This window comes from Nitrospirota bacterium (genome assembly GCA_016219645.1).
Taxonomy (GTDB): domain Bacteria; phylum Nitrospirota; class Nitrospiria; order Nitrospirales; family Nitrospiraceae; genus Palsa-1315.
In genome coordinates this window covers 61,095-80,158 of record JACRLR010000010.1, presented here as the reverse complement: position 1 = coordinate 80,158, position 19,064 = coordinate 61,095, and the positions used below count along the sequence as shown (strand labels likewise).

The following is a 19,064-nucleotide window of genomic DNA, read 5'->3' as shown; positions in this document are numbered from 1 at the left end:
TCCTGATCTCTTTGTGCGCTTTATTCGCTTTATGCACCGTGTCTAATCCCACGACGCGATACGATCTCATCACACTGATGAGTGTCATAATGGGACAAGAGGGAATTTTTGAAAATACCGTAGAGGTAGGTGGGACCGAACTAAAGGAGGGGGAAGATATTAATGTTAGGTTGGTCTATTGCCACTATAATTTGATTAAAACTATCAGTTAGTTATATCGGAACAATAAGCAATGACTGGAGATTGTATGTGTCCAGAAGAATGAGTAGGGATTGGATATTTATATGAGTAAACGAACCTAGAGCAACTGCCTAGGCCGTCAGCCCATGGGGATATGTAAGTTTAAGGATACGAGCTGAGGTAGGCCCCTCCATAATGGAGTCAACCCTGGCTACTCCTCTGGAAGCAGCATGTGAGATGGCCATAAAAGGGGAGTGGCTGAAAAACAATACATCGATTTCATCGGTGGCGGAGGGGGCGAGATTTGAACTCGCGGACCCCTTGCGAGGTCTCCAGTTTTCAAGACTGGCACGTTCGGCCACTCCGTCACCCCTCCATACCATGCTTGCCCCGATCCGGAGCCCGTACCATTATTCTTGGCGACGGGATAATATCCTCAAGTGTCTCATTCTTTCTTGATCCGTTCCATCCCCCTCATATAATGGCGCAGGGCCTCTGGTATCATGACGCTTCCATCCGGTTGCTGGTAGTTTTCGAGGATGGCCACAACGGTGCGGCCCACGGCGAGTCCGGACCCATTGAGGGTATGGACGAACTCCATTTTTGCGTCCTTTTTTCCGGATGCGCCTTTATATCGAATACCGGCGCGTCTGGCCTGAAACCCTTCAAAGTTGCTGCAGGAGGAGATCTCACGGAAGAGGTTCTGGGAGGGAAGCCAGATTTCGATGTCATAGGTTTTTGCGGCGGAAAAGCCCATATCGCCGGAGCAGAGGGTCATAACCCGGTAATGAAGTCCCAAACCTTGCAAGATTGCTTCGGCATTGCCGGTGAGTCGTTCCAATTCCTCATAGGACTGGTCAGGTTTTACAAAGGAGACCAACTCGACTTTATTGAACTGGTGCAAGCGAATGAGCCCCTTGGTATCTCTTCCGTAGGAGCCGGCTTCACGGCGAAAACAGGGGGTATAGGACGTATATCGGAGCGGCAGAGCCTGTTCGGTGAGCGACTCGTCGCGGTGAAGATTGGTCACCGGCACTTCTGCCGTTGGAATCAAGAAAAGGTCTTCATCACGCAGGCGAAATAGATCGTCCTCGAACTTGGGTAACTGGCCGGTTGCGGTCATGCTCGACCGATTGACAAGGAGTGGAGGTAAGACCTCCCGGTAGCCATGTTGTGTCGTGTGAAGATCGAGCATGTAGTTGATCAGAGCTCGCTCAAGAAGTGCGCCGGCCCCGGTCAGAACTGCGAATCTTGCCCCTGCGATCTTGGCGGCCCGGTCGAAGTCGAGGATGCCGAGGGTTTCACCGATCTCCCAGTGGCTCTTGGCCGGTGCAGGGAAGGAGGGTGGGGCTCCCCATCGTCTCACCTCCAGGTTGCTGGACGAGTCCTTACCAGCCGGCACCGAAGCATGTGGAACATTGGGGATATGAAGATTCAGACCGGTGAGGGTCTCTTCAACGACCCGTAGTTCGTCCTCCACCTTCTTGATCTGCTCGCCCACCGCCTTCATGGCCACCATGGAGGCATCCGCCGGCTGGTTTTCTCTCTTGAGCTTGGCAACCTCTTCCGATCCCTTTTTCAGTTCATGGCGAAGTTGTTCGACCTGACTCGTCAACGTACGACGTTGTTCGATCAATGTGCGGATGTGATCCCACGGGACGTCGGCGCCACGCGGGCCAAGCTGTGTTCTGATGGCGTCGAAATTGTCGCGGAGGCTGCGTAAATCGTACATAGGTGTGTGAACGCGGGAAGCGGAGGAAATTTAACATCGAGGTAGAGGTTAGTCAATCAATCGCGCGGTGGTCTTCTATCTTGGCTGAGGTGGCGCCCCCGTTGACAGAAGCTGCCGAATTGAGCAGCATGGCAATATGCGCAGGGTCATGAATCCACCTAATCCGTTTGAGTCGCAACACAGAGATCTCTTGGAGCCTGCTTCCCATGTAAAACTACACATGTATGAAGATGCCGCTCGTGAGATTCTCAGCCGAAACGACAGTCCTGACTTGCCGTTTCGATGGAGTCTCAATCCCTATCGTGGCTGCTTTCACGCCTGTGTCTATTGCTACGCCAGACCGACGCATGAGTACTGGGGCTTCGGCGCCGGAAGTGATTTCGAATCCAAAATCATTGTGAAGAAGGATGCCCCGACACTGCTCCGCAGGGTATTCCAGAAGCCCTCATGGGGAGGCGAATTGATATTGTTTTCAGGTAACACGGATTGTTACCAGCCGCTGGAAGCGTCGCTGGAGTTGACTCGGGCCTGTCTCAATGTCTGTGCTGAGTATCGGAATCCGGTGGGGATTATCACAAAGGGGGTGTTAGTACAGCGAGATCTGGACATCCTGCGTCGGCTTCATCAGGAGGCGTCGGTGCATGTCTATTTCAGCATACCGTTTTCGGACGACGAGGTCGCGAGAAAGGTCGAACCCCACGCGCCGTCCAGCCGGAAACGCTTCGAGGCGATGGCAACTTTGGCGGATGCCGGGATCCCTACTGGGATTTCGTTGTCTCCGATTATTCCTGGTCTTAACGACGAGGATATGCCTGATCTCCTGGCCAGAGCGAAACAAGCCGGAGCGGGAGAGGCCATGGCAACACTTCTCCGTCTATCCGGCTCTGTCGAGCCGGTGTTCATGGAGCGAATGGCCGCAGCATTTCCTGATCGAATGGCTAAGATGACGAGCCGCATTCGAGAGGTGCGTGGCGGGGCACTCAGCGAGGGGGCTTTTTTCGACCGCCATCGCGGCTCTGGACCCTATTGGGTCATGATCGAACAATTATTCCAGATCTCCAGGCGAAAAGCGGGATTATCGGCGCTATGTGACATGCCGGTTCCCGCAACCTTTCGGAGGCCTGGCCTTGAACAAACCGCCTTATTTTGAGACTGTTGCGAAACTCTCGAGACAAGGAGCGTACCATTCGTTTCAACAAGGACGACAGGGCTGGGGAAGAGGCTGAGAGGATGATGGAAAAACCTGTCCAGCACAGCCGCAGCGAGTGAAGAAGGCTTAGGTCGAGGTTAAGGTTAAGTGTCGAACAGGTTCTTGTTTGCTCAACCTTAGCCTCAGCCTTAACCTTCCCATGAAGCTGGCGGGCTTTTACAACATCCTCACTTTACAACGCAGGGGGATGGGGGAAAGGAGCAAGATGAAACATAATCCAGGCTTTTTGAAGTTGGTGAACGAGGCACGCGCAGGGGTCAAGGAGTGTACGGTCGCAGAGGCAAAGACCAGGCTCGATCGGGGTGACATACAGCATTTTCTCGATGTGCGGGAGGATACCGAGTATGCAAAGGACCATGCGAAGGGGGCTCGACACCTGGGGAAAGGGATTATTGAGCGTGATGTGGAAACATATATCCCTAATAAGGACGAGGCCATTCTCCTGTATTGCGGAGGTGGCTACCGGTCCATATTAGCGGCAGACGCACTCCAGCGTATGGGTTACATCAATGTGGTGTCAATGGATGGGGGAATCAAAGGCTGGCGGGATGCAGGCTATCCCATTGAACGTTGAGCGGGAAAAGAGGGGTAGCCTAGTCGTCCTCGTGCTCGCGGAACGCGCACACTCAGAAGGTGCTCGTTCGACACGCGCACTAGAGGATCACCCAGGCTACCCCTCAGAGAGATATGAAATAGGAAAGGCGTACGAGGGTTACTTGCTGTTGACCCGGTCAAATTCTTTGATGACCTGGTCGGTTAAATCGATGGTGTCCTTGTTGTAGATCACAATTTTGACGACTTGTTCGCTGCCCTTATCAACCACGAGAGCAAAGCCGCCTTTTTCCGCGACGGTCTTGGTGGCCGAAGAAATTCGCTTCATATAGTCATCGAGTAATTCCTTCTGCTTTCCCTGCAATTCCTGGTTGAATTCCTGCGCCCGTTTCTGGAAGTCCTGGACCTTTGCGCGGAACTGGGTCTCTTTTTCTTTTTTTTCGGTGTCACTCAATTTCCCCATTTGGTCCTTGAGCGTCTTCTCCTGGTTGCGCAAGTCCTCTTCATCCCCGGCCAACAATTTCTGCCTCGTGGCGACATATTCTTTGAAACCATCCAGGGCTTTTTTGCCCGCCTTTGATTTTTCTAACACCGCCTGAGGATCGACGACTCCCATCTTGAACGCGTCGGCAGCCTGTGCCGCAGGAAGCGCCGTGAGTACCAGGATGGCCGTGGCAGCCAACGTGAGGGTTGTCCGCCTCAAGAGAATTCCCATCATATACATAACACGCGCTCCTTGTTGTAAACCCTGGACATCGTGCAGCGGGTGCGAGAATAGCTGGAGGGCCCTGGTCTGTCAAGAGATCCGGTCGCAGGGTGTAAAGACCTTCATGTAAAATAACGGCTGGTGTCAAACTTGTACTCGGTGTTGTCAACCAAGCGGATGATATGGTGGCGGAACTCGCCGGTCTCATCTTTCTCAGTCAGGTCTACTTCGCGCCCGTGCTCGACCGAGTCCCCCTGCGGATCGGCGATGACTCTGACGATGGGTCGTTCGGCATTCGCTTTGTCTGCCGCAGGCTTGAGTACGACCGCCAACTCGTTTGTCTCCAGCATGACCAGGCTGCCGATGGGAATGATACCGACACAGTTCACGAACAACTTGAGCAGCACCGGATCAAATGCCTTCCCGGATTTCGAGAACATCATATTCAATACTTTCGATGGGGACATGGGCTCTCGACGATACACACGGGAGGAGGTCATGGCGTCATAACAGTCTGCGATGGTGAGAATACGTCCGGTGAGTGAGAGCGTCCAGGGCACGGCCAGTTTCGGATATCCCGAAAAGTCCTGATTCATATGGTGTTCAAACGACGCTGCCGCCATGCGCCCCGGTAAATTCGTGATGCCTCTCATTCTCGACAAAATTAGAACTCCCTCCGTGGGGTGATTGCGCATCAGCATCCAGTCATCATCGGTGAACTCTCCCGGTTTGTTCAGGACTTCAAGGGGAATGGTGGATTTGCCCATGTCATGGAACAGCGCGGCTAGGCCCAAGTCGGCTAATTCCACTTTTGGATAGCCGACGCGATTTGCCAGGGCGATGGACAACAACGACACATTGACCGAATGGTTATGTGTGTACTCATCGTGACAGCGAAGGGTCGTGAGACCCAGGACCGTCGCTTCGTCATCCTGCATGATATCGATGATGTTTTGAATCGCTCGTTTGGCTTGTTTAAAGCTGACTGTTCCTCCCTCACGGGCTGCTTTCGTCAGAGATCCAACGGATTCTCCCACTTTGACGTAGCCGTTCTTAGCGGCTATTTTCCGATGCCCCTTTGAATCGACGTTTTTTACGCCATCGGATCCCGCGCTGTTCGTATCTCCGGATTGCGATGACGCTGTCGCTCCGGTTCCTGGGCGGATTTGCAGTTCCCGTTGTTCTTCTAACCCAATGCCCGCGACATTCCGCGAAATGATCTCTTTCTGCAGGTCTTCGATGGTATTCTTGGCTGGGTCAAGACTGACGAAGAGGGCGGCAAACTCACGTAGATCCTTCGACTCCACCGCCAACGAAAAAGTGATGCCGCCAATTTTCCAGACATTCAAGACATCGATAATGCTGGTGGCGACCGCCATCTGCTGAGCGTTCACTTTTAAGTGACTGTCTCCGAGAAACAAGAAATCGTTTTGCAGACGGAGCATCAGCGGTTGATCCTGCGCCATGGTTTTGATCAGAGTCAGCATCGTATCGACTGGTTTGTCCAGCGCGGAGTTCGTGCGTTCATAGATGCGGGAGGTCTTGATCAAGACGTTTAACTGTGTGACCAGTTGAATGCCCAATATGGCCATCTGCTGGTCAAGGATGTCCCTGGCTTCAGACCCATGGGCGATTTTTCTCGACAAAGACCGTTCATGGGTCAGGATCGGCTGGGCTTGTTCCTCCGCGACCGGGGTCTCGTTGATCTTGATGTCATTCACGGCAGCGGCTCCTTACCTATGATGCAGCCTGCTTGGGGTGGTGTTGTCGTCGTTGGGCCTGGACGAGCGCCGTGGCGCACGCTTGCCGTACAGCGGCACTGGCCTTTTTCTGGCCGAGCGCAAGGGCGGCGAGAGCGGCAGGAGTAGCCAATTTCCCTAATGCCTCAGCGGCGAGGGCGGCAAGCTCATCCTTTTTCTTGCGGTTGATCCAGGACCATTCCGTGAGCAAATGTTCAAAGAACGGAATCACTTCGTCGTTACTCGTCGCTCGCATGGCTTGGAATATCGCGCGCTTTTCACTGAGAGGCCGATCCATAAATGTGTCTGCCGATACGAGTGGTGACCACACAGAGTACGGAGCCGTATATTGACCGGTCGTGAGCAGTTTGAGCGCCGCAAACCGCACCGACTCCTCTGTATCGGTCAAGAGCGAAATCAGTTTCGTACCGTTCCCGCTCGGGCGGAATATCCCGATGGCCCGCACCACTTCCTTCCTTACTTGAACGTCGGGGTGGCGCACCAGTTTTTCGATGGAATCCGCAAAGCGGGGATCGTTCCATTTGAGGAGGATTGCAAGGAGATTTCTGACGTAACGGGGTCGGCGGTCCGCCAAACCACGAAGCAAGTGGTCCGGTTGATCTTTCGCGAGTGTCTCGAGGGCTCCAGCTACGATCGCCTGATGGGTTGCATCCTCCAGATTTGCCAAGAGAGCACACAAGGCGGGAATGCCAGCAGACGTCATCGACAACAGAACCGTTGTCAACCCATCTGTGGCTGCGCCAGGCGTCCTATTCAAATACCCTTCAATCATCCTCATCCGATCCGGTCGACAGAGGGTATCGAGGAGAGACGTCAACTGTTTCTTGTGGTCGTCGCCGAGATCAGGTCTCATTTCGGCGGTGACTTGCAGGAGTCCCAACACGCTTTCTAATACGATCCATTTGCCTTGGGCCATCAATGAGTCGAGGACTTGTCCCCAGAGATCGAGCAACTTGGTCAGGATGACAGGAGATTTTTCCGAGGCCAAGATCGCGGTGAGCATGTCCAAAATGTATGTCGTATGATCCCTGGCGCTTTCAGCCTCGATTTCCTTGACCAGCTGAGCAAATTCTTCGTCGGAGACTTCGTAGCCTGCGAGACCGGACTTAAACCGGCCGGCCTGGCCGCTAGAGTTCGCCCCCGATTTCTCGCCGGCCTGGGTCACGCCATCGCTGCCTCCTGTGCCGCCAATTTCTCCAGCTTCTGTCGCTGCTTCCTTCTTAGCGCGCGTCTGCTCCCGATCGAGAATCTCCCTCAAGCTTGATTCCGATGCCTCCAGCATTCCAGCAGTATGGAGCACAAAGGCTTCTCCCCCGGCAGATGATTTGGCGATTTCTTCGGCGGTCACGAGCGTAATGGCGGAGAGATTTTTCGACCATAGGCGAGTCACAATATCGTCATCCTCCTCCTCGGACTCGACGCTGTCCCACAGTGAATCGAGGAGGAAGGTGAGGTCTTCCGCAGACAGGCCTTCGAGGAACGCGAGCTCCCGAATGCCATCCGAATAGAGCTTGAAGGCGACGCTTTCATTACTTGAGTCCTGTTCAGATTGGTAGACAACTTCCCCGTTGAAGTACAACTCAGAACGTTGAATCAGAAATGCCAGTTTGTGGTAATTGTTCAGGTGTGCCGTGAGTCCTTCGAACAATTGCTGGAAGAATTTCTGCGCGACGGGATTCGCGGCCCCGTAAGTTCGACTGGACTTCGCAGTCTTGTCCAACAGTGCGAGAACCCGCTTGACGGAAGCCAGTTCCGGATTGGCCGGTTCCTTTGCAGGCGCCATCGGTAGCCCACCGCCGTCTGTTTTCAGCCCATCCATGATGAGTTAGTCGTACCGTGGAGTTTCTGAATCGTCAAGAGAATAGCCGCTCTTTGGCAGCCGTATATAGGGAGGAATCCCCAATTGATTTTCCTCCGGCAGTAAGCGGAACAAGGGCATTGTGAAGCTGATGACAGGCCGGTAGAATGAACTTTAGAGCAATGATTGAGTCAGGGCACATTGTCTGTTTCGGCGATAGCCTGACGGCAGGGTTTCAGACGCCCACAGCCGACAACCCCCAAGGTGTCCTGACACCGTACGGGACATTTTTGCAAGAATTGACAGGGCCTGCCGTCCGTGTGTCTGTGAGCGGTATCTGTGGCGAGCTGACCGGAGAAATGGCGATGCGGTTTCGATCGGCTGTGCTTGCACCGCAGCCGACTCATGTCGTCATTCTTGGCGGAACGAACGATCTGGGATGGAACGCCGCGCCGGCGGACATCATGCGCAATCTCCTCACGATGTATGAACTGGCTGCGGCGGCTGGGATCAAGCCGGTGCCGGTGACCGTTCCGTCGATCAGAGTGGGTGACGATCTTCGCAGTGAGGAGGGGCGTCGGTGGTTCGCCGAGCACCTTGATCGGCGGCGCCAACTCAATGGATTAATTGCACGATATGCCGAATCACAGCGCCTGGCGCTGTTCGACCTCTTCGCGGCAACCGTAGACCCAGAGTCACAACAGCTTGCGGGCGGATACTCCAACGATGGGCTGCATTTGACCACCAGCGGATATCGCTTATTTGCGGATCGCTTGTTCCATGAAGTGTTTGCGAGAACGGAGCTGAGCTGATCATGATGCATGACGTGACTGATCGGGATTTCGACCACGTTGTCAGCCAGGCCGAGGTTCCGGTGCTGGTGGAGTTTTGGAAGCCAGGATGCGGGAGTTGCCGGGCACTGATGCGTGAGCTCGAAAAGCTGGAGCACGATGTGGCAGGTAAGGTTTTGATCCTGAAAATGAACGTCGAGGAGAACTTCCAGATTCCAGCGGAGCTGGAGATCCACTCATTGCCGGCACTGGCCTATTATCAAGAAGGAGTATTCACGCGATTCATCGGTGGTCTTGGAACGAGAGAGGAAATCTCTAGACAGCTATGGTCGAAATGACCTGTGTGGCTATAATGTCCGCCATGTCCGTCCATCCTTTTCGATGAGACGATCAGCCTCTACCGGTCCACAGGTCCCTGCAGGATATTCAGGAAGCCAGCGCAACCCCTGCCGGTGCCATCCTTCAAGGATCTTCGTAATCCAGGCCCAGGAGGCTTCAACCGCGTCGCGCCGCATGAATCGTGACGCATCGCCGGCCATCACGTCCAAGAGTAACCGCTCATAGGCTTCAGGCGAGGGCCGACCGAAGACATCGCTATATTGAAAGTCCATTTCCACCGGGTGCGTCTCCGCGCGAGTCCCCGGTACGCGCGAGACGATGCGGAGCGAGAGCCCTTCTTCCGGCTGGATACGCAATGCCAATACATTAGGCGGTTGCGGTTGCTGCGCATTGGCGTTGAATAAGATGTGCGGAATATCCTTGAATTGCACCGCGACCTCGCTGGCTCGTTGAGGGAGCGCTTTTCCCGTGCGCAGATAGAAGGGGACTCCAGCCCAGCGCCAATTTTCTACGAAGCATTTGAGCGCGACATAGGTTTCTGTCGTGGAGTCGGGATGGATGCCGTTCTCGCGACGATACCCGGGGATGGGCTTGCCATGGGTTGTGCCGGCGCTGTATTGCGCACGGACGGTGACCTGGTCGACATCCTGATCGGTGATAGGCCTCAGGCAGCGCAGGACTTCCATCTTCGCATTGCGCACCACGTCAGGATCAAGGGAATAGGGAGGTTCCATCGCGACCAGACAGAGCAGCTGGAGCATATGATTCTGCACCATGTCGCGCAAGGCGCCGGCCTCTTCGTAGTAACTTGCCCTGGTCCCGACACCTTCGGCTTCGCTCACCGTGATTTGCACATGATCGATATATTTGTGGTTCCAAATCGGCTCGAAGATGCTGTTGGCGAAACGGACGACCATCAAATTCTGGACAGTTTCTTTCCCCAGATAGTGATCGATGCGGAAGATTTGTGACTCGTCGAACACGCGCCCGGTCACATGGTTGATCGCTTCGGCGGAAGCCAAATCGCGGCCGACCGGTTTCTCCACGATGATGCGGGCGTACGGCGCCGGAGTTTCCGGCTTCGTAGCCATCCCGGCTTGCTCGAGCCCCTCGCAAACAGATGCGAATGAACTGGGAGGGATGCTCAGATAGAAAATCCGGTTGCCTGGCAGCTGAAAGGTCTGTTCGATGTCTTCTGCCCGGGACTTCAGCTTGGCGTAGGTGTTCGGATCGTCATTTCCCCCTGACACGTAGAAGAGATGCGGCGCGAAGTCTTTCCACTTGTCCTCTGCCAACGCTTGCCGGGAATGTGCGACGACACCATCACGAACCGTGGTGCGAAACTCTTCGTCCGTCATCAACTTGCGACCCAGGCCGATCACCGCATACCGTGGAGGGAGCAATCCGTCGAGGAGTAGGTTGTAGAGGGCAGGAATCAGTCTCCGGCGAGCCAAATCCCCGGAACCTCCGAAAATGACGAGCGTACATGGCTCGACTGGGGGGATCGTTTCCTGTGAAGGGCTGATGTCGATACGGGGGCTATTCGGTGGCATAGAAGGCTGAGCCCTTACCGTCGGACTGCGTGGCCGCCGAATGCCTTCCGCAACGCGGCCAGCATTTTTTCCGCAAATGATTCGCTCTGCCGAGATCGGAAACGAGTGAAGAGGGCAGTCGCAAGTGTCGGGACCGGCACATCCTTCTCGATCGCGTCGGCGATCATCCAGCGCCCCTCGCCGGAATCTTGTACATAGCCTCTCAATTGCTCCAGCTTTGGATCCTCTTTCAAGGCGCCGGCTGCCAGCTCCAAGAGCCAGGATCGGACGACGCTGCCGTGCATCCAAAGATCTGCAATCTTTGCAAGATTCAGCTGATAGTCGCTCTTCGCCATGAGCTCGAAGCCTTCTGCATACCCTTGCATCATGCTGTACTCAATTCCATTATGGACCATTTTTACATAGTGGCCTGCGCCAACCTTGCCGACATGGGCCCACCCCTGTTCCGGCGCCAACGTCGTGAAGATCGGCGCAAGCTGCTTCACGGGCGCCTCGTCGCCCCCGACCATGAGGCAATAGCCGACTGTCAGTCCCCAAATGCCGCCGCTGGTGCCGGCATCGACATAGTGAATCTGCTGTTTCTGGAGGTCAGCGGCCCGTCGAACATCGTCGTGGAATCTGGTATTGCCGCCATCGATCACCGTGTCGCCAGCCTGGAGCAGCGCCGCAACGGCTTGAACGGTCTCTTCCGTCGCTACACCGGAGGGGACCATGATCCAGACCGCGCGTGGAGCCTTGAGCTGGCCGACGAGATCTGCGAGCGAGGTCGCGCCGACACAGCCGACGGCTTCGGCCTGTTTGATCAAATCGGCCGACCGATCGTAGACCACCACCCGGTGCCGGTCGCGTTGCAATCGGGTCACCATATTCATGCCCATTTTCCCAAGCCCGATGAATCCGATTTCCATTGTGACTCCTTGCTAGCAGGATGCTAGAAAAACCGCCGGGGTTAGGCGGAAGGTTTAAGCGCTGCTCTGCCTCGCCTGTCAGTCGATTCGGGCAGGATTCGGGACGTCCTTAAAGAGAATATCGGCGAGGTCGCGGCCAAAGTTGAGCCGTTCCGGCAAGGTTGCGGCAGTTAGGAAGCGTCCAGCAAGGTCACCTAACTCCGCATCGCGGGAGGCCATAAACTTCGGCGCCTCAATCGGAGCAGTCAGCCAGAAGCCCCGAAGCCGAAAGAACGAGTTGATAAAGTCATCAAAAAATATCGAGAGTATGTACTGAGCGGTTGCCGGCTTGTCTGCCAGATCTCGCGCCTTTCCCAGCCAATGGAAACACTCTGCCTTCATCCGAATCTGTTCGTTGATGGTGACGGGGGGCGGTCCCTGTCGAAACCGGTGATTGGCCCGTTCGATCAACTTCGCGCCGATATTGTCGTGATCGAACAGGATCCGAGCTTTGCGCAGGAGAGACGGGAGACGTGGCGAGTAGGGGAGATCCTCCTCAAACTCTTGATGTCCACGATATCGGATGTCAGCCAGGCGGTCGGAAACACGGACGATTTCGTGGCTGTCGGCCTGTCCTTTGACCAGGGCAATGAGATCAATATCGCTGTGGGCCGTGATCGCGCGGCGAACGCTGGATCCTACCAGGATTACACTGACAAGGTCCCCTCCACGACGACCACGGACATGGCGCACGGCGATTGCGACAAGCTCTTCAAAACCCGGCTCATCTATTGGGTCCGGTTGTTCCGGCGGTTCTGGAATCGCCAGGAGTTCCGCCTTCAATTCTTCTGATGTTGGAACAGGTTGAACCGTAGGGCTGTCCATCTTAAGCTCCCTGTGCGAGCTGAATGTGTCGCGGGAGCGATTGCAGCCAATCCTCGAAGGGTTGGTCCGCATCGACGACAATTTCCAGCTTACCGTTAGTCAATCGTCTGACGGCGCCCGGGCTTTGTGGGGACAAGGGAATTTCGACCCATTCCCGGTTCAGTCCAAGAGAATCAGTGACCCCTAGGATTTGGGTGATGTGTTTGAACGATACAACGGTCAACGGCATAGGTACCCCATGACTGGCATTCTAGATTTCAGGGGGAGAGCTGTCAATGAGTCGTGATTTCAGTTTGCCAGAACACGGGAAAGGATCGCGCAGGCTTCATCAGTCATGGCACTAGAGATATCCAGATGCGTCACGGCACGAAAACTGTTGCCACCGAGAGCATTGATCAAGACCCCTTCTTTCTTCAGCGCCGCCACAATTGCCGGGGGAGCAAGGCGGTGACCGATGACATCGAAGATCACGATGTTCGTATCGACATCGTGGGGGTTGATTCTGACCGTCGGAACACTTTGCAGCCCTCGTGCCAACCGCTTGGCGTGGTCATGGTCCACTTTCAATCGCTCGATATGGTGTTCCAGGGCATAGATGCCGGCAGCGGCGAGGATACCGGATTGACGCATCGAGCCGCCATACATGCGGCGCAGCCGTTTGGCTTTGTCGAGGAGCGTCAGATCATTCATCATCAGCAGCGAGCCCACCGGCGCCCCCAGTCCCTTTGAGAGACACACCGAAAGCGTGTCAAAATGCTGGGCATAGGACGCCGGTGGCAGGGTCGTTGCGGCGATCGCATTGAACAGCCGTGCCCCGTCCAAATGCATGGGAATGCCATGCGTTGCAGCCACAGCACGAATCCGCTCGATTGTTGCCAGAGGATATATGGTCCCCCCGCCGCTATTGTGAGTGCTCTCAAGGCAGATCAGCGCTGTTTGAATAGTATGTGGATCTTTGGGGCGGACGGCTGCCTCGATCTGCTCGGCTGAGATGAGCCCTCGATCGCCTGCGACCCAGTGGAGTTGGACTCCTGCCAGTGCTCCAGCGGCTCCCTGTTCATACCGCACGATATGGGCCCTGCTTTCGACGATCACCTCTTGGCCCGGTTGACTATGGAGGCGAATCGCAAGTTGATTCGCCATCGTGCCAGAGGGGACGAAGAGAGCGGCCTTCTTCCCAAACATTGCCGCAGTCATGTCTTGGAGCCGGTTGACAGTGGGATCTTCTCCGTAGACATCGTCTCCCACATCTGCGCGTGCCATGGCCTCTCGCATCGCGTCTGTCGGTTTCGTGACCGTATCGCTTCGCAGGTCGATCATAGTGGTCCTTTGGGACGCCGCAAGATTGTGGCGGCGCATTCTAGCACGGGGAGGGACGGTCCGGTGAGCCCCCCGTGCTCGCGCAACGCGCGGCTTCAGAAAGCCCTCGTTGGACGCGCGCAGTGGGGGACTCATCCGGACCATCCCTCAAACAAAGTAAACAACTCCCCCAAGCTCGTTTGTCCTTACCTGGAACAGTACGCGTGTTCGGTCTGACTGCGGCCGTCGAACGAGCACATTCCGATCGTGCGCGTTCCGGGAGCAAAAGGCCGACACGGGTATTGTTCCGTCTCTCCCAGCTTTGCGTGTGAAAAAACCGCGTGCTATAGTCGCCGCCACATGTTTGATGACGTCAAACAGGGATAACATACTTTGCGCCATGGCACATACTTCGTGAGGATATAATGCCTGAAGTTCCAGCTAAGCTCTACCTTGATAAACTCTTGAAGGATTGCAGGAAAACCGCGCGAGATCTGAGACTTCTCTCTGGTCCTGTAAAGGAAAAAGCCCTGCGGGCCATGGCGGACCGATTAGCGGCTGACGAGGAGAAGATCCTATCGGCAAATGACAAGGATGTGGATGCGGTTGGAAAGTCCTTCGAAACCGACGTCATGAAGGACCGGATGAAAGCCGCCGTGGCCCGCCTTCGCATGACAGCAGATGATATCAAGCAGATGGTCGATCGCCTCCGTATGATCGCAGGCCTGCCGGATCCGGTGTGCGAAGTCACTTCACGATGGGAACGGCTCGACGGATTGCAAGTCAGCCGTGTCCGCGTCCCGATCGGTGTGATCGGTGTCGTATCAGAACTGAGCCCGCTCATTACCGTGGAGTCGATCGCACTCTGTTTCAAGTCGGGTAACCTCTGTGTTTTTCGTGGCGCGCCTGAATGGGGCTTGACGCAACAGACGATTGCGACCGGCCTGCAGGAAGCAGCGGAACAAAATGGGATACCGGCAGGCGCATGGGTGATTATCGAACGTCCGGATAAAGACGTAGCGGTCGAGCTCATCCGGGCCGGCAAGAGTCTCGATGCCATTATTCCTCGAGGAGGAGCCGCTCTCCGGAAGGCAGTCATCGAACAGACGAAGATACCGGTGCTCTGCACGGATGGAGGGCTTACGACCATGTATGTCGATGCCGACACCGATATGCCGATGGCTCAAAATATCGCAATCAATTCCAAAGCGCAGGAGGTTGGGGCCTCGAATTCCCTCGACCAGCTGCTCGTGCAACAGGTGATCGGGCGGCAGTTCTTGCCTCCGTTGATCAACCGTATGCTCGCAGAGTTTAAAATCGAGGTACGGGCCTGTCCCAAAACTATGGCTCTCATGGGGCAAATGGCTATGACCGGGCATGCCTCGATCATTCCGGCAAAGGAGGAGGATTGGCATACGCAATTTCAGGGGCCCCTGTTGGCAGTGAAAATGGTCGCGAATATGGATGATGCTTTGGCACACATTGTGGCGCAAGGACCCTGTCTTACCGCCGTCATTGCCACGACAAACTATGATGCGGCCATGCGGTTCACACGCGAAGTGGATGCCGGCGCCGTGCTCGTGAATGCGTCGTCCCGCCTCAATGCCGGCGACAGTTACGGTATGGGCGCCGATGTCGGGCTCAGCGGCTCTCGTCTCCATGCCAAGGGTCCGATTGGCCTTGAGCAATTGACCTGCGAAAAGTATGTCGCCTTTGGATCGGGTCAACTCCGGTACCCGCATCCGGTGCCGGAGACGTATTTTGATGCGATCATGCTCAAGAGGCCGTAACTCGTGAAGCGTGAATCGTGAAGCGTATGTGGTCGAGAGGGACGTGTGTCTCGTGATACGAGAGACGAGATACGAGATACGAACGACGCTTCACGCACTAGAAGCCCATCTTGCCTGGTGGGGTCTCCGGCAGTTTACGTCGGACGAGGCCTACTTTCAGTGGCAGCGGCAGATCCTCCCGCCCGTGGAACTGGCCACATTACATCGACTGATCGAGCAAAAGCGTAGGGGAGCCGTTGTCGACGAAGTGGCGTTTTACGACGCCACAGCCGATCCCCGTATCTTGCCGGTCCTATATAGCCAACAGTACGGGTATTACTTGGCTGTCGGTCCACGGGTCGCGGATCGCGTCGGTGATGCTGACTCCATACTGGACGTCGGCTGCGGGGTGGGCATTCTCACAACATTCTACGCGAGGCGGTACCCAGACAAGACTGTTGTCGGGATCGATCGCTCGCCTGCCTCGATTGCGCGAGCGCAGCAACAGGCTAAGGCGCTCAATCTGATGAACGTGCAATTCGAATGTCTCGATCTCGATCACCGGGCCCCCACTCGCTCCTTTGATCTGATTCTTGCCACACATGCGCTCCTACAAGCAGAGCATGATCCCGGCATTCCCAGTCGAAGCTGGAAGACGTTCGAACGCGCCGGCGAGGGACAGCAGCAAGCAGACTTTGAGCGGCGAACCGGGATCGGCGGCAGGCTCGATCGTCTCTGCGCCCTGCTCTGCGCACAGGGAGGCATGATCGTCTGCGAGAAGACCCGTCAATTGGCAAGGCGAGTCCCGTTCCAACGTGCTTTAGCTGCACGAGGGCTCGGCCTGAGCGAACAGCCGGAATTGATTCGATACTCTCTGGTCGAAGAAATTGCCGACGACGGACCCTTCTTCCTATTGGGGGTAGGGCAATCGCATGAGGTGCAATGGAATGAATCGCCCGAGCCGGATGAGGGTACCCTATTCGATCGCACGAAGCAGCTGTCCGAGTCGACCGATCCAGACGTGCCGCTCTATGAAAACCATTGGCCCTCTGCGCAGCGTGTATGGGAACAGTTGCAAAACAGGCATCTGCTCAACGAGAGCACTCGGCAGGAGCCAGATGGCCGCCAGTTGCACGTCGAACTCGGGCAGGCAGAGGAAGGGGTCTATCTCTATTGCGCCAATACTTTTGATCAACGCCAGCTGGTGATCGTCGAACCGGCCCGCAGAGGCATGCTAGAGGTTTACTATCAGGAGATTGTGAACAGCATCCATAAACGGAAAGACTGAAACAGTCTACTGCCTGCCCTGGTTGGCGTGGCCCTATTCTTACCGTTCCCAGGGGAACGCGTGAGGGCGATCCGTGGAATGAGGGTCATCCGGTCGTTCGAGATTCTCATTGAATGCGGTGGAAAACTCGTTGCGAATATAAGCGTCAAAGACCAGGCGATCGGTGAACGATAAACGCATCGGCGTATGATGCCGGCTCGAAGGCTTTCGATCCACCTCCACGACCGTGGCATTTGAGAAGCCAAATCGATCGGCGATCCGGTAGGCGGCTTCGCGGTCCCCTGTTACCAGGCCTCCGAAGCTTCCGATCGTGTACTTCAGTGGAACGATGACAGTGTAGTCGAGGAGCGTCGAGAAGGCACCGGCTACCCCCCCAACTTTTGAGACGACATCCTGGTTGGCTCCTGATCTGGTATTGAGGTAGACCTTGAAGGCTTCCGGGTATCGAGGATCGACAAGAGCCTGTCCAATGCTTGGTCCCGCAATGCCGACGACTTTGACGACACGGTAGTTATGGTGTGTGAGAATCTGCGAGGCGGTAGCGCTGCGTTGCACACCGCCGCTGTGCCCTGCCAGATACAGGCGGTCTTCACGGCTCGCCTGATCAATAACATACCGGGCTTCGCTATAAGCCGGGCCATGCGACAGATTGAACATCGACCAGACGACATCGATGACCGTGCCATGCCGATAGGGTGGGCTGTAAATGTCGTACGTGGGATAGCTCTGCTTAGCAAAGAGGGCCCAGAGCCCTGTGTCTTGGCCCCATTTATTCCCGCCATAAATACCCCGCGATAAGAACAGCTTTCGGCGGACCGTAGGCGAGGGGAGGTCATTCTCTGATCGGTCGAATGCGAAATTATATTGGAAGAGTTGTCCCACCAGCGGCGTCTCGATCAGAAGCCGATAGAGCCCCCATTCGGCTCCCCCGCGGGGAAGGGTGGTGGCTTCGACATAGAGTGCGTTATAGGCTGTTTGGAGGTTCTGTAGGGGATAGTTGTACGCGTCCCTTCCAAACGCGAGCCCGGCGATGAAGCTGAAGGGAACTTTAACCACCTCAAACGCTGCATTTTTCAGACCGATCACGAGAGAGAAGGGGTATCCGGTAACGTGCCAGAGGTTTTCTTGCCATGGTGAGGGCTTCTCTTCCGAACGTTTGGCAGGCTCATCTGCCGTAAGTTCTACGAATGGCTTGGGGCTTGCCTCATTGGCATAGCTCAGGTCGTAGCCGATCAGTTGAACCGGCGATGGGTTGTCGGATGCCCGCCCTCCGTTCTCTGGTGCGGTTTGCTTGAAATAAAACGTCACTCCATAGCGGACAAGCGTCCGCTCCGCGTCCCAGGGCAGTTCATAGCTGAGGACAAAATAGCGTTGGCTCCGCTGCGTGCCTTTCGCCTCCACTTGCATAATGTCAAAGAGAAGTTGCTCATACAAATCCGCGGGGGTGACTACAATGCGGTAGAGGGATCGCGCCTTGAGGCAGGAGGACCCCGGCGAGGCATCCGTTTCGCCGCTCTCCATGCCTGCCCGGGTCTGCTGAATTTGGCTTGGGTCAGAGAGGCTTCCGCACCACTGTGATTGCCGCGCCCGGATAGTCTCGACCAAGTGGTAGGTGTCGCGCGCATCTTCATCCGGCAGGAGTTGCTCGCTTGCCAGATCCTCCACGAGTTGCGCGGATCGTACATATTCCCGGAAACGGTCCAGACCATGATCTGGATCGGTCGCATCCAGGGCATAAGTGGTCAACCATTTCTTCGAAACCGCTTCGATGGGAGGAGCGTCTTTGACTTGGACAGGGCGACCTTTGCTGTCCGTGCAATGATCCAATCCTTGCGTGCTCTTGTGAAGGGCTGTCTCAAATTCTACCTGGAGAGTTTTGATCGTCCACTTGAGGGACCGGTTCTTCTCAACGACCGTTGCGACAACATCGTCGAGTCGCAGGACACATTGTTCTCGGCCGGCTCGGCCTGTATTCTCACTTGGATCGCCAATAGCAATGGAGTAGGGAAGGGAGGACGCGCAACCGGCTAACGTGAGTGCACAGACCGTTGTGGCTGCTAGTCGCATAGGCATCGTCCTTCCGTTTCGGAAACCGACTCTCCAGGATTAGGAGAGTGTTCCTACGCTAAATGAATCGGGAAAGCAACCACATGCCCTATTCCAATTCATGTGTAATTAGGGTATGAAGTGGGGGCCGTGATTGCGGCGCTATCAATATCACTCATCAGCATAACCAGAGGAGACGCGCGATGGCGAAGGGTATGGCACAGAAGAAATCGGACAAGAAGAAACCAGCCAAGACCGCGAAGGAAAAG

General features: G+C 55.6%; 16 protein-coding genes and 1 tRNA gene. 6 read left to right on the top strand and 11 right to left on the bottom strand.

Annotation, left to right across the window (positions count from 1 at the left end; genetic code table 11):
- Nucleotides 1-466 precede the first annotated feature (466 nt).
- Nucleotides 467-556 (bottom strand) — tRNA-Ser (locus HZB34_02620).
- Nucleotides 557-625: 69 nt separating this feature from the next.
- Nucleotides 626-1,912 (bottom strand): serine--tRNA ligase, encoded by a 1,287-nt coding sequence (gene serS / locus HZB34_02615; GenBank protein MBI5314845.1) that lies wholly within the window; start codon nucleotides 1,910-1,912, stop codon nucleotides 626-628.
- Between the two features lie 136 nt (nucleotides 1,913-2,048).
- Here serS and HZB34_02610 point away from each other — a divergent pair, with 136 nt between their 5' ends.
- Nucleotides 2,049-3,062 carry a PA0069 family radical SAM protein gene (locus HZB34_02610; GenBank protein MBI5314844.1) on the top strand — a complete coding sequence of 338 codons (1,014 nt, stop codon included), beginning with the start codon at nucleotides 2,049-2,051 and terminating at the stop codon, nucleotides 3,060-3,062.
- A gap of 265 nt (nucleotides 3,063-3,327) precedes the next feature.
- Complete coding sequence (locus HZB34_02605; protein MBI5314843.1) at nucleotides 3,328-3,696, top strand: sulfurtransferase; 369 nt, start codon at nucleotides 3,328-3,330, stop codon at nucleotides 3,694-3,696.
- A 138-nt stretch (nucleotides 3,697-3,834) separates the two neighbouring features.
- On the opposite strand, the gene HZB34_02600 is transcribed toward HZB34_02605, so the two are convergent.
- From HZB34_02600 to HZB34_02590, 3 genes are all read right to left on the bottom strand, one after another.
- A complete protein-coding gene (locus HZB34_02600) occupies nucleotides 3,835-4,398 on the bottom strand; it encodes an OmpH family outer membrane protein (protein MBI5314842.1) in 564 nt (187 codons plus the stop codon).
- 104 nt (nucleotides 4,399-4,502) lie between these two features.
- The gene (locus tag HZB34_02595) at nucleotides 4,503-6,101 is read right to left on the bottom strand and encodes an HD-GYP domain-containing protein (GenBank protein MBI5314841.1); all 1,599 of its coding nucleotides are present in this window, start codon (nucleotides 6,099-6,101) and stop codon (nucleotides 4,503-4,505) included.
- 16 nt (nucleotides 6,102-6,117) lie between these two features.
- Nucleotides 6,118-7,959, bottom strand: a complete 1,842-nt coding sequence (locus HZB34_02590) for a HEAT repeat domain-containing protein (GenBank protein ID MBI5314840.1) — start codon at nucleotides 7,957-7,959, stop codon at nucleotides 6,118-6,120.
- A gap of 161 nt (nucleotides 7,960-8,120) precedes the next feature.
- On the opposite strand from HZB34_02590, the gene HZB34_02585 reads away from it, so the two are divergent.
- A complete protein-coding gene (locus HZB34_02585; protein ID MBI5314839.1) occupies nucleotides 8,121-8,750 on the top strand; it encodes a hypothetical protein in 630 nt (209 codons plus the stop codon).
- A 2-nt stretch (nucleotides 8,751-8,752) separates the two neighbouring features.
- Nucleotides 8,753-9,067: a thiol reductase thioredoxin gene (locus HZB34_02580; GenBank protein ID MBI5314838.1), complete on the top strand. Its 315-nt coding sequence runs from the start codon at nucleotides 8,753-8,755 to the stop codon at nucleotides 9,065-9,067.
- Nucleotides 9,068-9,076: 9 nt separating this feature from the next.
- On the opposite strand, the gene zwf is transcribed toward HZB34_02580, so the two are convergent.
- The 5 genes from zwf to HZB34_02555 all read right to left on the bottom strand — a co-directional run bounded on the left by zwf (nucleotide 9,077) and on the right by HZB34_02555 (nucleotide 13,713).
- On the bottom strand, nucleotides 9,077-10,621 hold the full coding sequence (gene zwf, locus HZB34_02575) for a glucose-6-phosphate dehydrogenase (protein MBI5314837.1): 1,545 nt from the start codon (nucleotides 10,619-10,621) through the stop codon (nucleotides 9,077-9,079).
- A 14-nt stretch (nucleotides 10,622-10,635) separates the two neighbouring features.
- On the bottom strand, nucleotides 10,636-11,529 hold the full coding sequence (gene gnd, locus HZB34_02570) for a decarboxylating 6-phosphogluconate dehydrogenase (protein ID MBI5314836.1): 894 nt from the start codon (nucleotides 11,527-11,529) through the stop codon (nucleotides 10,636-10,638).
- A gap of 78 nt (nucleotides 11,530-11,607) precedes the next feature.
- On the bottom strand, nucleotides 11,608-12,393 hold the full coding sequence (locus HZB34_02565; protein ID MBI5314835.1) for a hypothetical protein: 786 nt from the start codon (nucleotides 12,391-12,393) through the stop codon (nucleotides 11,608-11,610).
- 1 nt (nucleotide 12,394) lies between these two features.
- Nucleotides 12,395-12,622, bottom strand: a complete 228-nt coding sequence (locus HZB34_02560) for a hypothetical protein (protein MBI5314834.1) — start codon at nucleotides 12,620-12,622, stop codon at nucleotides 12,395-12,397.
- A 59-nt stretch (nucleotides 12,623-12,681) separates the two neighbouring features.
- The gene (locus HZB34_02555; protein MBI5314833.1) at nucleotides 12,682-13,713 is read right to left on the bottom strand and encodes an aminotransferase class I/II-fold pyridoxal phosphate-dependent enzyme; all 1,032 of its coding nucleotides are present in this window, start codon (nucleotides 13,711-13,713) and stop codon (nucleotides 12,682-12,684) included.
- Nucleotides 13,714-14,117: 404 nt separating this feature from the next.
- On the opposite strand from HZB34_02555, the gene HZB34_02550 reads away from it, so the two are divergent.
- A complete protein-coding gene (locus HZB34_02550; GenBank protein MBI5314832.1) occupies nucleotides 14,118-15,482 on the top strand; it encodes a glutamate-5-semialdehyde dehydrogenase in 1,365 nt (454 codons plus the stop codon).
- 10 nt (nucleotides 15,483-15,492) lie between these two features.
- Nucleotides 15,493-16,749: a methyltransferase domain-containing protein gene (locus tag HZB34_02545; protein MBI5314831.1), complete on the top strand. Its 1,257-nt coding sequence runs from the start codon at nucleotides 15,493-15,495 to the stop codon at nucleotides 16,747-16,749.
- Between the two features lie 39 nt (nucleotides 16,750-16,788).
- Here the strand turns inward: HZB34_02545 and HZB34_02540 are convergent, their stop codons facing one another.
- Complete coding sequence (locus tag HZB34_02540) at nucleotides 16,789-18,816, bottom strand: hypothetical protein (GenBank protein ID MBI5314830.1); 2,028 nt, start codon at nucleotides 18,814-18,816, stop codon at nucleotides 16,789-16,791.
- Between the last annotated feature and the right edge of the window lie 248 nt (nucleotides 18,817-19,064).

Coding starts and splice junctions, on each gene's coding strand:
- HZB34_02580 (MBI5314838.1), top strand. CDS start 8,753: ATGATGCATGACGTGACTGATCGGGATTTCGACCACGTTGTCAGCCAG.
- HZB34_02550 (MBI5314832.1), top strand. CDS start 14,118: ATGCCTGAAGTTCCAGCTAAGCTCTACCTTGATAAACTCTTGAAGGAT.
- gnd (MBI5314836.1), bottom strand. CDS start 11,529: ATGGAAATCGGATTCATCGGGCTTGGGAAAATGGGCATGAATATGGTG.
- HZB34_02600 (MBI5314842.1), bottom strand. CDS start 4,398: ATGTATATGATGGGAATTCTCTTGAGGCGGACAACCCTCACGTTGGCT.
- HZB34_02610 (MBI5314844.1), top strand. CDS start 2,049: ATGCGCAGGGTCATGAATCCACCTAATCCGTTTGAGTCGCAACACAGA.
- HZB34_02555 (MBI5314833.1), bottom strand. CDS start 13,713: ATGATCGACCTGCGAAGCGATACGGTCACGAAACCGACAGACGCGATG.
- HZB34_02560 (MBI5314834.1), bottom strand. CDS start 12,622: ATGCCGTTGACCGTTGTATCGTTCAAACACATCACCCAAATCCTAGGG.
- HZB34_02565 (MBI5314835.1), bottom strand. CDS start 12,393: ATGGACAGCCCTACGGTTCAACCTGTTCCAACATCAGAAGAATTGAAG.
- serS (MBI5314845.1), bottom strand. CDS start 1,912: ATGTACGATTTACGCAGCCTCCGCGACAATTTCGACGCCATCAGAACA.
- HZB34_02590 (MBI5314840.1), bottom strand. CDS start 7,959: ATGGATGGGCTGAAAACAGACGGCGGTGGGCTACCGATGGCGCCTGCA.
- HZB34_02585 (MBI5314839.1), top strand. CDS start 8,121: ATGATTGAGTCAGGGCACATTGTCTGTTTCGGCGATAGCCTGACGGCA.
- zwf (MBI5314837.1), bottom strand. CDS start 10,621: ATGCCACCGAATAGCCCCCGTATCGACATCAGCCCTTCACAGGAAACG.
- HZB34_02540 (MBI5314830.1), bottom strand. CDS start 18,816: ATGCGACTAGCAGCCACAACGGTCTGTGCACTCACGTTAGCCGGTTGC.
- HZB34_02605 (MBI5314843.1), top strand. CDS start 3,328: ATGAAACATAATCCAGGCTTTTTGAAGTTGGTGAACGAGGCACGCGCA.